Raw genomic sequence first — 13,035 nt, 5'->3', positions numbered from 1 at the left:
ACATCGGTTACACACCTGCAAGCGAAGTGCCCTGCGGCCAACTATGCTCAAGAGGTCGATCGACACAAACGGCCTGCGTACGGGCATGCGAGGAGGGAAAAAGGATGCTCCCGAGCAAGAGCGAGTCTGGATCTGGCGTGGCGCCGTGAGTGCGCAAGCCGGGCCGATCAACCGCCGCATACTCATCGTCGACGATACCGCGGCGATTCATGCTGACTTTCGCAAGATACTCACCCCCGACACGAGCGGCGAAGCCGATCTGAACAGCCTGGAACAGACGCTGTTCGGCAGCCGACAGGCATCGCACCTGACCTTCCAGCTCGACTCCGCCTATCAGGGGCAGGAAGCGCTGAAACTGGTTCAACTGGCACTGGAACAAGGAAAGCCTTACGCGCTCGCTTTCATTGACATGCGCATGCCGCCCGGTTGGGATGGCCTGGAGACCATCGAAAGGCTGTGGCAAGCCGATCCGAACCTGCAAATCGCGTTATGCACCGCCTACACCGACTACAGCTGGGAGGCCATGGCCGAACGGCTGGAGTTCGGCGATCAGTTATTGATCCTGAAAAAACCCTTCGATGCCCTGGAAATTCGTCAGATGGCCAACGCCCTGACCTGGAAATGGCAACTGGCTCAGGACGCCGCACTGAAAATGTTCAACCTCGAACAGACGATCGAGGCCCGGGTCCACGAATTACTCAAGGTTTCGCACCTGTTGCATTACGACAGCCTCACAGGTCTGCCCAACAGCACCCTGCTCGGTGACCGCCTGACTCAGCACCTTGCTGCCTGCCGACGCCATGACAAAAAACTGGTGGTGCTGTTCCTCGGTCTGGATCGCTTCAAACGCATCAACAATGCGCTGGGGCATCCGGCCGGCGACGAAATGCTCAAACGGGTGGGTCAGCAGTTGCTCAAAAACGTGCGCGGATCGGACTCGGTTTTTCGCTACGGTTCTGACGAGTTCGTGGTGATCCTCACCGATATCAACCACCCACAGCAGACCCGCAGCATCGCCGAAAAACTGCTGGGCGTCATTCGCACTCCACAGATGATCGCGGGGCATGACGTCAGCGTCACCGCCAGCATGGGTTTGAGCGTTTACCCGGACGACGGGATCGAGGCCATCGACCTGATCAAAAAAGCTGAAACGGCCATGCGTAACGTCAAGGACAGCAGTCCGGACAATTTCGGTTTTTTCATCGAGGCGATGAATGCGCGCGCACGGGAACAGCAGAGTATCGAATCAGGTATTCGCCACGCGTTGCAGCGAAACGAGTTTGTCTTGCATTACCAGCCAAAAATCGCCCTGCAGAGTGGTCGGATTGTTGGTGCGGAAGCGCTGGTTCGCTGGCAAAAACCGGGGCATGGCTGGGTCTATCCGTCAGACTTTATTCCAGTGGCCGAAGACAGCGGGCTAATTGTCCCGCTGAGCAAGTGGGTGTTGGCCGAAGCCTGCCGCCAGGCGCGGCAATGGCAAGCCGCAGGATTGCCGCCGATCCGCATGTCGGTCAACACCTCGGCCATCGACTTTCGCCAGCGCCACTTTGTCGAGAGCGTGGAACAGGTCCTTGCAGACACCGGGCTGGCCCCGTGCCTGCTGGAGCTGGAAATCACCGAGAGTGTGCTGATGCAAAACGTCGACGCGACCATGAGCGCGTTGCAACGGTTGAAAGCACTGGGGATCAAGCTGGCCATCGATGACTTCGGCACCGGGTATTCAAGCCTCAGCTACCTGCGTCGCTTTCCCATCGATGTACTGAAAATCGATCAGTCATTCATTCGTGGTCTGTGCACTGACAGCAGCGATGCCGCGCTGGTCGGCGCGATCATCAGCCTTGGTAAAAGCCTGAGCCTGAACGTCATCGCCGAAGGCGTGGAAACGGCAGCGCAACTGAAATATCTCAAGGATCAGCATTGCGAAGAAGCTCAAGGTTTCTACTTCAGCGAAGCCTTGCCGGCGCCGGCGTTTGCCCGGCTTTTGAGCGCAGGGCTTGCGGCGCCCTGGCCCGATCCATCGAGCTCCAGCGACAGTCCGGCGAGCAGCACGGGGGACAATCTCCAGTGACTCTTTTGCGTTACGCGCTGGTCTTCATGTTTAGCGGGGTTTGTGTCAACGCTGCCAGCGAGCCGTTGAACCAGCCGCTCAAGCCCTTGCCCGAGATGGCTCCCGTCAATCGCGAACGCGTCGCGCTGGGTCGCCAATTGTTCAATGATCCGCGCCTATCGGCGAACAACACGCTGTCCTGCGCCAGTTGCCACCAACTGGACAAGGGGGGAGCCGACACCCGTGCCCGGTCTTTGGGTTTCGATGGAAAACCGGTGGCGTTCAACACACCCACCGTGCTCAACGCCAGCCTCAATTTCCGGCAATTCTGGGACGGACGGGTCGAGACTCTGGAGGAGCAAGCCGACAATGTCATCACCAGCCCCCACGAAATGGGCGGTGACTGGAAAACCGTCGTGCAACGCATCACCGACGATCCCGACTACCGCAAGGCCTTCGACGGCGCCTACAAGGATGCCGTGACCCAAACCAATATCCAGAATGCACTCGCCTCCTACGAACGCACCCTGCTATCTCCCGGGTCGCGTTTCGATCAATACCTCTTGGGCAATACCGACATCCTCACCCTTGAAGAAAAGTACGGTTATCAACGCTTCAAGGACTATGGCTGCATCGCCTGCCATCAAGGCGTGAACATCGGCGGCAACATGTTTCAGAAGTTCGGCGTATTCGGTGATTACATCGCCGATCGCGGCAACCCGACGGTAGCTGACCTGGGACGATTCAATGTCACCGGCGACGAAGCTGATCGCGCGGTCTTCAAGGTGCCGAGTCTGCGCAATGTCGCCCTGACCGCGCCGTACTTCCACGACGGTTCGGCCCCCGACCTCGAACGGGCCGTGGACGTCATGTTCCAGTATCAGCTGGGGCGTATGCCGAGCGCAGAAGACAAAGCGCTGATCATCCTGTTTCTCAAGACCCTGTCCGGGCAATGGGAGGGCAAGCGATGAAGAAGATGTCACGCAGAACCAGTCTGCTGTTGGTCACGCTGCTAGCCATTCTGCTGGCCTCGACGCTGTTGTTTCTCTATCTCAAGTCCAGTTCCGAACAGACCGTCACGTACACCGAATCGCGCGACCTGATCCGCCAGATCACCCAACAGGACGCCCTGTTGGAGAACGAAATACTCAAGGCCCGCGTGGCGATTTCCCACAACTACGACCCGCTCGTGTCTCCGGTGATCGAGATGCATCAGCTGTGGGAGCGTTTCACCACAATGGAATCGGGGCATGGGCGCAAGGACTCCAGGCAATGGAACGATGCTCACGAAGGCTTTTTAAAAGCGATGCAGGAAAAGACTCGCCTGGTGGAGCAGTTCAAGTCACACAACGCCTTGTTGCGTAACTCCCTGGCCTTCCTGCCGACCGCCGAAGATGATATCCAGGCGCAATTGGCGGACTTGTCCGACCTCGACAAGCTGCAGGTACAAAACATCGCCACCGACACCTACGACTTGCTGCTCAGTGCCCTGGAATTCGCCCAGGTCACCTCTGCCGACAAGGCCGCGGACATCGAAGTGGGCCTGAACAAACTGGCGGTTAACGCGCAACGCTTGCCGCAAGAGTTTCATGCCCCGGTGAAAATTCTCAGCAGTCACGTCGCGCTGATCTTGCGCGAGCAACCAGTCGTCAACGAACTGCTGGAAAACATCGCAGTCGTTCCCGTGGCCGAACGTCTGGACGACATTACCCACATGCTCAACCTGGATCAGCAACGGGTCGAAAAAATCGATCGCGAGTACCACTTCTACATGCTGCTGTTCTCTGTACTGCTGATGCTGTCACTGCTGTGGCTGGCCGTCCGGTTGATCCGCAGCTTCGCCGAGATCCACCGGGTCAACAACGCCCTGCAAAACGCCAACGATGCGCTGGAGCAACGGGTCGAAGAACGCACCCGGGAGCTCAACAACGCCCAGAGCGAACTGCTGGATGCTGCGCGGCAGGCGGGCATGGCTGAAATCGCGACCAACGTGTTGCACAACGTCGGCAACGTACTCAACAGCGTGAATATCTCCTGCGAGCTGATCGGGCGAAAACTGCGCAGCAGCAAGGCAATTGGGCTTGGCAAGGCCATGCAGTTGATCAACGCACACCCCAACGACCTCGGGCATTTCCTCAGTGAAGACGACAAGGGCAAATTGCTGCCCGACTATCTCAACCAACTGGTCAGCGCAATTGCCAAGGAACAGCAGGAAATGGCCGATGAGCTGGGCCAGATGAACAAGAGCGTCGACCACATCAAGGACATCGTCGCCACCCAGCAATCCTATGCCGGGGCCAACAGCATGACCGAACCGCTGTACATCGACGAACTGCTGGAAGACGCCCTGCGCATGAATGCCGGCGCGCTGACTCGCCATCACGTCACCGTCGTCAGGCAATACAGTGAAGTGCCTCAGGTGATGGGTGACAAACACCGCCTGCTGCTGATTCTGATCAACCTCATCAGCAACGCCAAATACGCCATGACCGACCTCAGCAACCGCACTCGGACAATGATGCTTGGGGTGGAAATCGTTGACGAGACCTTTCTGCAAATCAGCGTCCGGGACGATGGTGAAGGCATCGCCCCGGAAAACATGACACGGATCTTTGCTCACGGTTTTACCACGCGCAAAGAAGGCCACGGTTTTGGCCTGCACAGTTGCGCGCTGGCGGCGATCGAAATGAACGGCCACCTCACTGCGCACAGCGACGGGCCTGGGCTGGGTGCCTTATTCATCTTGCAGCTTCCGCTGATCACCGTAACGGAGAACGCATGAGCGAACTGTCGAACCGTCGCATTTTGCTGATCGACGACATGCCGTCGATTCACGAAGATTTTCGCAAGATTCTCACCCCGCCCCTGGGGCACTCGGCAGAACTGGATGAAATGGAAACAGTGCTGTTCGGTGCTAAAGCCCGCCCGCAACGACCGAATTTCGTGCTCGACTCCGCTTATGGTGGCGAGGAAGGACTGGCCAAACTCAACCTCGCCCTGCAGGAGCAATGTCCCTATGCCGTGGCGTTTGTCGACATGCGCATGCCCGACGGCTGGGACGGCGCGAAAACCATCGAACACCTTTGGCAGCAGGACCCGCAATTGCAGGTGGTCGTCTGCACGGCGTATTCCGACTATTCCTGGGACGAGTTGCTCGATCGCCTGAAGGCTCACGACCGTCTGCTGATCCTGAAAAAACCCTTCGACAACATTGAAGTCCAGCAAATGGCCAACACTCTGTTGACCAAGTGGCAGATGACCGAACGCGCATCATTGCAAATGCATCATCTGGAGCATCTGGTGGATCAGCGCACCGTCCAGTTCAAGAAGGCCAGCATGGCCTTGCAGCGCGAGATCGACGAGCGCAAACAACTGGAAGGTCAGTTGGTGCAGTCAGAAAAGCTCGCCTCGCTCGGACAACTGGCGGCCGGGGTTGCCCATGAAATCAACAACCCGATCGGCTTCATCTCCTCCAACCTCGGTTCGCTGGACGGTTACTTCCAGCAGTTGCTGAGCATGCTCGACGCCTATCAGGCCGCCGGACAAACGCTGCCACCCGAATCCGCCGCGCAACTGCAAAAAATGCGCGAAGACCTCGAACTGGATTTCCTGCTTGAGGATATTCCCGTACTGATCCGAGAATCCAAGGAGGGCATCGGTCGCGTCAGCCAGATCGTCAAGGACCTGAAGGATTTCTCCCGGGTCGACACCCAGCAGCAGTGGCAGTGGGCCAATCTGCAACAAGGCATCGAATCGACCCTGAACATTGTCGCCAGCGAACTCAAATACAAGGCCGATGTGGTCAGGGAATATCAGAAACTGCCGGACATCGAATGCCTGCCGTCACAGATCAATCAGGTCATCATGAACCTGGTGGTCAATGCGGCGCAGGCCATGGGGCCTGAACGCGGCGTCATCACTCTGCGCACGGGGCTGCAAGGGGAAGCCGCGTGGATCGAAGTGACCGATAACGGGTCAGGCATTGCGCCCGAAACCTTGCAGAAAATCTTCGACCCGTTCTTCACTACCAAACCGGTGGGCCAAGGGACAGGACTGGGTTTGTCCCTGTCCTATGGCATCGTGAAAAAACACGGCGGGGATATTTCGGTACGCAGCGAACTCGGGGCTGGCACCACGTTCCGTGTGCTGTTGCCGCTGCGTCAGTCTGTTGCCTGACGCCGAAATAGTCAGAAAGTCTCCCTGTTCACGGTTTCTACGTTGGCGCAGAATCCCTGCCTGCCCTACAAAGTCCGAACCAAGGAAACCGTATGAGCCTGTCCCTTCTGAGCCGCTACGCCTTCTTTGCCGTCTGCGTGATTTTCACCCTCGCCAGCCTGCCTTTTCTCGAACATGACTGGCTGTGGCCGATCACCGCCGTCACTGGCGTGCTAAGCCTGCTCGGTCTGTTCGATCTATTGCAAAGCCCACACGCGGTACGCCGCAACTACCCGATTTTGGGCAACATCCGTTATCTGGTCGAAGGCATCCGCCCGGAGATTCGTCAGTATTTGCTGGAGTCCGACAGCGACGCCCTGCCCTTCTCGCGCGCCCAGCGTTCACTGGTCTACTCGCGGGCAAAAAATGAAAGCGCCGACAAACCATTCGGCACGCTGATCGATGTGTACCAATCCGGTTTCGAATTCATCGGCCATTCGATGCGTCCGGCGCCGTTGAGCGACCCGAGCAGTTTCCGCGTCACCGTCGGTGGTCCGCAGTGCACGCAGCCTTATTCGGCGTCGGTGTTCAACATCTCGGCGATGAGCTTCGGCTCACTCAGCGCCAACGCCATCCGCGCGTTGAACCAGGGAGCGAAGCTTGGCAACTTTGCCCACGACACCGGCGAAGGCAGCATCAGCCCCTATCACCGTGAACACGGCGGCGACCTGACCTGGGAACTGGGCAGCGGCTATTTCGGTTGCCGCACCAGCGACGGTCGATTCGACCCGGAGCGCTTCGCCACCCAGGCGCAGAACCCACAAGTACGCATGATCGAAATCAAGATGAGCCAGGGCGCCAAACCGGGCCACGGCGGCATCCTGCCCAAGCACAAAGTCACCAAGGAAATCGCTGAAACCCGCGGCATCATGATGGGCGAAGACTGTGTGTCGCCGTCACGCCACAGCGCGTTTTCCACGCCGCTGGAGATGATGCATTTCATCCAGCAACTGCGTGAACTGTCCGGCGGCAAACCGGTGGGTTTCAAATTCTGCCTCGGCCATCCGTGGGAGTTCATGGGCATCGCCAAAGCCATGCTGGAAACCGGCATTCTCCCGGACTTCATCGTCGTCGACGGCAAGGAAGGCGGCACGGGGGCCGCCCCCGTGGAATTCACCGACCACATTGGCGTGCCGATGCGCGAAGGGCTGCTGTTCGTGCACAACACGCTGGTCGGCTTGAATCTGCGCGACAAGATCAAACTCGGCGCCAGCGGCAAAATCGTCAGCGCCTTCGACATCGCCAGCGTGCTGGCCATCGGCGCCGACTGGGCCAACTCCGCACGCGGCTTCATGTTCGCCATCGGCTGCATCCAGTCGCAGAGTTGCCACACCAACAAATGCCCGACTGGCGTCGCCACCCAGGACGCTCTGCGCCAACGCGCGCTGGTCGTGCCCGACAAGGCGCAGCGGGTCTACAACTTCCATCGCAACACGCTCAAGGCGCTGGCAGAAATGCTCGCCGCCGCCGGCCTCGATCACCCCTCGCAACTGTCGGCCAAGCACCTGGTACGACGCATGTCAGCGACCGAGATCAAGCTGTTCTCGCAGTTGCACGTGTTCTTGAAACCGGGGGAATTGCTCAGCGGGGAAGTGAACGGTGAGTTCTATTCGCGGATGTGGCAGATGGCCCGAGCGGATAGTTTTGAGCCGCAGGAGGTGGCGGCGGCCTGAATACAGAAAGCGCCAGCCTGACGCACCGGCCGGCGCATTTGTCCCAATTGTTTGATTCACAAAAAAGCCCCGATCTCTCGACCGGGGCTTTTGTGTTTCAGCGCTTACAACTTACGAAGCCGAACGCACCGCACCTTGCGACACATTGGTCGGTTGTAGCTTGAACACGTAGAACAACACGGTCAGTAGGACCAAAAACGCCGGGCCCACATACAGCGCTACTCGTGTGTCCGGGAAGTACGCCATCAGGCCGACTACCAGCACCAGGAAGGCCAGCGCAAAGTACGAACTGATCGGGTACAGCCACATTTTGTATTTAAGTGCGGCGCGTTCGCTGGCGCTCAGGCCTTTGCGGAATTTCAGCTGCGCCAGCAGGATCATCACCCAGGTCCAGATCGCGCCGAATGTCGCAATCGAGGTTACCCAGACGAAGACTTTTTCCGGCACCAGATAGTTGAGCAGCACGCCCAGCAACAATGCACCGATCGACAGCAACAGTGCACGACGCGGCACGCCATTGCTTGCGGTCTTGGCGAAACCGGCCGGCGCCTGGCCGTTCTGCGCCAGGCTGTAGAGCATGCGCCCGGTGCTGAAGATGCCGCCGTTGCACGACGACAGCGCAGCGGTAATCACCACGAAGTTGATGATGCCGGCGGCAGTCTTGATGCCAAGACGCTCGAAAGTCATCACGAACGGACTGCCCTGGGTGCCGATCTCGTTCCACGGATAGATCGACAGAATCACGAACAGTGCGCCGACGTAGAACAACAGAATCCGCCAGAACACCGAGCCGATGGCGCTGGGGATGGTCTTCTGTGGGTTCTTCGCTTCACCGGCGGTCAGGCCGATCATTTCGACGCCGAGGTAGGCGAACATGACCATTTGCAGGGACATCAGCACACCGGTCACGCCGTTGGGCATGAAGCCGCCGTGGGCCCACAGGTTGGAAATCCCCAGTGCCACGCCGTCATTGCCGAAACCGAAAGCGATGATGCCGATGCCGCCGATCACCATGGCAATAATCGTGACGATTTTGATCAGGGCGAACCAGAATTCGAATTCACCGAAAGCCTTCACCGCGATCAAATTGATCGAGCCCATGCTGACCAGCGCCGCGAGGGCCCAGATCCAGCGCGGCACATCGGGGAACCAGATGCCCATGTACACCGCGACGGCGGTGATTTCCGCAACGCAGGTCACCAGCCACAGGAACCAGTAGTTCCAGCCAGTGAGAAAACCCGCCAACGGGCCGAGATAATCTTGCGCATAGCGACTGAACGACCCGGCCACCGGGTTGTGCACGGCCATCTCGCCGAGGGCGCGCATGATGACCAGGATCGCCAGACCGCCAAGAATGTAGGAAATCATGATCGCAGGGCCGGCCATTTCGATGGCTTTGGCCGAACCGAGGAACAGACCGACGCCGATACAGGCACCGAGCGCCATCAGGCGAATATGCCGTTCGCCGAGTTCGCGTTTGAGCGGACCGCCGTTAGCGGTTTCGCCGTGAGGCAGGTGATTGCCAACTGGCATAGGGATACAACCTCGTCTTGTTATTGGATATGACCACCGAGAGTCGAAGCCTCGGCCGATAGGCCTTGGCTTGAATGAAACCGCGCCGGCTTCGTGGGCGGACGCGTCTCGCAGGACAACCTGCGAGATCAGCGGGGCGTGCAGTATAAAAAGCTTATGGCAGGGCTTTTCACTCTATAAATCACAAGATTCAGCGCAAGGTCTCGCATTAACAGCAGATGATGACAAACATCACCTGAGACCTGAGGGAAAGCTCGCCGCCAAAACGGCGGCGAGTATTGCACAACAATGGTGCAGCGTCATTGCCACACCCGTCATGAAACAACGGCGAGACGGCTACGCTTTTGTGGAAGTGAGGCGTCCAGGAGAGAGCGCCGTGACCACTTGTTTGGTCATGGATTTTCGGACCATTACTCGCTCGAACACCGTGGCGCGGGATGCCGACTGCCCAAACAGGCCCGGCCTGGCAGTGGAGTAGCGGGAGATAGTCGGCGTGCCCAAGATGGCCTGATAGTGGATATTCCATACGCCGCTCTTGCGGTCATATTTCATAAAGGCAAAACCACCCAACAGGGTGTCGAGGTTACTGTTTTGATCCGCGACGATCCCGTAATCCCGATACTCCATGGCTGCACTTTGGCCCCAGCCATGCTCGCGGGCCGCAAGCTTGTTGTACTGCGCATCTTCCTTGCCGCCTTCAACATGCCTGACGCGCAGCAGATTTTCCTCAAGTTGATCAACCACCAGTGAGCAACCCCCGAAGCCTGGGGTGAATACGTGATCGGGTTCACCCCACCCCGGATTGGCCGGTATATCGACATACCCTCCCTGAGGTGCCCAGAAACCTGACACCGCATTGGATTGGTCAGGTATTTCACCGGCACCGATGTCGACAATTTTGATCGCGTTGAACTCGCCTTTCACCGCTGCGGAGTATTTGACACGCTGCATCTCGAAGACAAAGCTGGCGCCTCCCTGCCGATTTGCCAACTGAGCGCCGACGTTGCTCGAGTAGCGAACTCTTACAGGAGAAAACAAATCCGTATTGATCGGTAATCGTGAAAACTCCGAGACCGACAACGCACTGTTGATCTGAGTACGTTCGGCAATGAATGGCACGTCATGACGGGGACCCCAATCAAGTGGGATACCTTCCGCGCCACGCTGTACACCGGTCGCGATAACCGGTTCCCAAAGACCGTTCGGCAGTCGTTCACGGGTCAATGACGGGCTGGCCGTCGCCAGTATTTCGTCAATAATCTCACCGACAAAATCCCCGCTCACGGTGTCGCCGACGACCTCGCCCTCAACGTCAGCCTCCGGGTGACTGCCGCCGCGCAGAGACAGTGGCTGCCATTGGTCCGCAGCGACTTGTATGAGCCGCGATCCCTGAGCCCGATTGGTATGGGGATCGACGATCACTACGTCGACGATGTCGCTGTTGATCAGGAAGTCGGACCTGACCCCGTACACAGCCACCTCGCCTCTGACGTCGACATTGCGAATGAAAAAGCGCCCGTCGGCACTTCTACTGATGCCTTTGGCGCTCGGGGTCAGGTCGCCAATGTCGGACGGTTTGATGGCATACCGACGAAACTCGTCATTGGCAAAACCCATGGACTTCGCTGCGTCCGGTTTCGGCGAGCGGGTAAGCGAATGGTGCCATTGACCCGCCTCATCCTGCTCAAGGAACGGCTGGTAGGCCTCTGGATTGCTCGGATGAGCGATCCGTGACTGCCCGCTGAGCGGCTCGACGACTTTCTCGAAAACAGCATCATCCAGCCGAATGTAATGCCTGCCATCAACCCGATATTGCCCCAGCGCATCAGGCTGCAAACCCTCCAGCGACACATGGCTGCGGTAAGGCGCAAGGTCTGGCTTCCACAACCGCTTTTGCCCCGCGGCGGCTTCAATCGCCGTGAACTCCGTATGCAGGCCGACAAACAAAGGCAGCGTCGCCACGCTGACTCCGATGTTTTCCAGCAGGTCGGTGATGTGCTCCCACCCTGCCTCCTTATCGCCCTTGCTCAACGCCTCGAAACCCTCGAGCAATTCGTACATCAATTGCACGGCCGAGATACTCAGCATCACCACACCCAGCGGCGGTACGGCGAAGGACAACAAATTCAGCGCGACCAGGCCAACGTCCAGAAGTGTTTCGAGCAGCGAGTGAGCATCGCGCCCATCGGCATCTTCAGTGGACACGATCACGTCGGCGGCATCCTGAAAAATCCGCTTGTCGAACTCCCTGCGCAGTGTTGTCCACAGGTCGTAGTGTTGCGCCCATTCATCTCCGGAAGGGTCCAGTACCCTGAACTGCAACAGGAAGTCGAAGTCCTTTTTTTGCTGGCGAATACGGTGATCGTAAATCGGCACGGCGCCACTCGGAGTTGGAACATCTTCGGTAAAACTGTAGTAAAACTTCGCTCGATCCTTATGGCGCATGAACCGACTGAAGAATTGCTGATAAGCCGACGGCGCCTTGGCGGGATCACTTTCGGCGCGTCGTAAAAACTGCTCGATCAACCGGGTCTTTAGCTCCGTTAGCGTTTTGTAATGCTTGACCGGATGATCGGGATCATCAGGGATGTAGGCAATGAAATCGTTTTTGGCATAGCCATCGACCGTTGGTAACAAAGCGTCCCAGACCCCTTCGTCATCAGGGTCGGCGATTTCGAACATGATGCAGCTGTGTACAGGCATGCCCGTGAAACTCAGGCTCCGATACCAGACAGGTTTTCCATCGATCCTGACGTTTTTATCACCTTCGACGATCGCCACCAGCGCGTCATAGTGCTTTTGTTCGATATCCTTTTTGCACAGAGCAACGTAACTCGCGGCCTTCAAAGCCGATTTCTGATAAACCACGAACCGATCATTCAGGCTTTCTCGCCCATGGGGCTCATCCCATTTCAATGCCGCCCTTATATGTGCCTGGTATTTTTTACCCAAATCGAGCTGACGGCATATACCAACGAATACATTAACATCCAGTTTGATATCCATCACCTTGCCGTCTAAGTCGACGGTAAAGCAGTTGGGGAAAAGGAAGTGCACCCACATATCGGCTTTCGGAAAATTATGTAACGCCGCTTCCAACAGTGTGACACTCGACAGGTTTCTGTTATCCCCCAGTTGGCTGACAGACAGATTTACTCGAACTTTATTGACATCGACGTCCAGCCCCACTTTGTCCCTGATAGCCTTCCTCAGCAGAGGCGCAGCAAACTCATGCGCCGCGTTGACGGCGTCCATGCGCTCGTTGAATGCGGTGTGCGCGATAACAGCATTTTCGATGAGCTGTTGCGCATCAGTGCGCTGTCTGGCCGTCAGGCTGGCTAACCAGTCAGGCGGTTCTACCGGGACCTTTTTCAACATGCGCAGATTATCTTTCGACATTTGCTGTATCGATAAAGGCGTGACCGAACTAACAACTTCATAGTTTTCAGCGAGCGCAGATACGTGACCACTTTTGGTAACACCAACAGCCGATACCGGAGAATAGCGAGTTACAAACATACAACTTTCCTTGTTCATCGAATTGAGTAGCGAGTGAACAACGAAACT

7 protein-coding genes are annotated in these 13,035 nt (G+C 57.6%); 5 read left to right on the top strand and 2 right to left on the bottom strand.

Annotated elements, in window-relative coordinates; genetic code table 11:
* Positions 1-145: 145 nt before the first annotated feature.
* From H8B20_RS06055 to H8B20_RS06035, 5 genes are all read left to right on the top strand, one after another.
* Positions 146-2,068: a putative bifunctional diguanylate cyclase/phosphodiesterase gene (locus H8B20_RS06055; RefSeq protein WP_342345705.1), complete on the top strand. Its 1,923-nt coding sequence runs from the start codon at positions 146-148 to the stop codon at positions 2,066-2,068.
* Positions 2,069-2,094: 26 nt separating this feature from the next.
* Entirely contained in the window at positions 2,095-3,018 is a 924-nt protein-coding gene (locus H8B20_RS06050; RefSeq protein WP_080896109.1) for a cytochrome-c peroxidase, read from the top strand.
* Positions 3,015-4,829 (top strand): DAHL domain-containing protein, encoded by a 1,815-nt coding sequence (locus tag H8B20_RS06045; RefSeq protein ID WP_210622631.1) that lies wholly within the window; start codon positions 3,015-3,017, stop codon positions 4,827-4,829. Before H8B20_RS06050 ends, H8B20_RS06045 begins: the two co-directional genes overlap by 4 nt.
* A complete protein-coding gene (locus H8B20_RS06040; RefSeq protein WP_210622630.1) occupies positions 4,826-6,223 on the top strand; it encodes an ATP-binding protein in 1,398 nt (465 codons plus the stop codon). The genes H8B20_RS06045 and H8B20_RS06040 overlap by 4 nt, the downstream gene beginning before the upstream one ends.
* A gap of 92 nt (positions 6,224-6,315) precedes the next feature.
* The gene (locus H8B20_RS06035; protein WP_210622629.1) at positions 6,316-7,935 is read left to right on the top strand and encodes an FMN-binding glutamate synthase family protein; all 1,620 of its coding nucleotides are present in this window, start codon (positions 6,316-6,318) and stop codon (positions 7,933-7,935) included.
* A 111-nt stretch (positions 7,936-8,046) separates the two neighbouring features.
* On the opposite strand, the gene H8B20_RS06030 is transcribed toward H8B20_RS06035, so the two are convergent.
* Together H8B20_RS06030 and H8B20_RS06025 are read right to left on the bottom strand one after the other, a co-directional pair.
* Entirely contained in the window at positions 8,047-9,468 is a 1,422-nt protein-coding gene (locus tag H8B20_RS06030) for an amino acid permease (protein WP_042560776.1), read from the bottom strand.
* Between the two features lie 336 nt (positions 9,469-9,804).
* A complete protein-coding gene (locus H8B20_RS06025) occupies positions 9,805-12,987 on the bottom strand; it encodes a dermonecrotic toxin domain-containing protein (RefSeq protein WP_210622628.1) in 3,183 nt (1,060 codons plus the stop codon).
* Positions 12,988-13,035 lie beyond the last annotated feature (48 nt).

This window comes from Pseudomonas sp. P42 (assembly GCF_017973755.1).
Lineage (GTDB): Bacteria > Pseudomonadota > Gammaproteobacteria > Pseudomonadales > Pseudomonadaceae > Aquipseudomonas > Aquipseudomonas iridis.
The sequence above is the reverse complement of the archived record's forward strand: the minus strand, read 5'-3'. Positions and strand labels throughout refer to the sequence as shown.

Excerpts from the sequence above, each read along its gene's own strand:
- H8B20_RS06025 (WP_210622628.1), bottom strand. The coding sequence starts at position 12,987 with ATGTTTGTAACTCGCTATTCTCCGGTATCGGCTGTTGGTGTTACCAAA.
- H8B20_RS06045 (WP_210622631.1), top strand. The coding sequence starts at position 3,015 with ATGAAGAAGATGTCACGCAGAACCAGTCTGCTGTTGGTCACGCTGCTA.
- H8B20_RS06040 (WP_210622630.1), top strand. The coding sequence starts at position 4,826 with ATGAGCGAACTGTCGAACCGTCGCATTTTGCTGATCGACGACATGCCG.
- H8B20_RS06030 (WP_042560776.1), bottom strand. The coding sequence starts at position 9,468 with ATGCCAGTTGGCAATCACCTGCCTCACGGCGAAACCGCTAACGGCGGT.
- H8B20_RS06050 (WP_080896109.1), top strand. The coding sequence starts at position 2,095 with ATGTTTAGCGGGGTTTGTGTCAACGCTGCCAGCGAGCCGTTGAACCAG.
- H8B20_RS06035 (WP_210622629.1), top strand. The coding sequence starts at position 6,316 with ATGAGCCTGTCCCTTCTGAGCCGCTACGCCTTCTTTGCCGTCTGCGTG.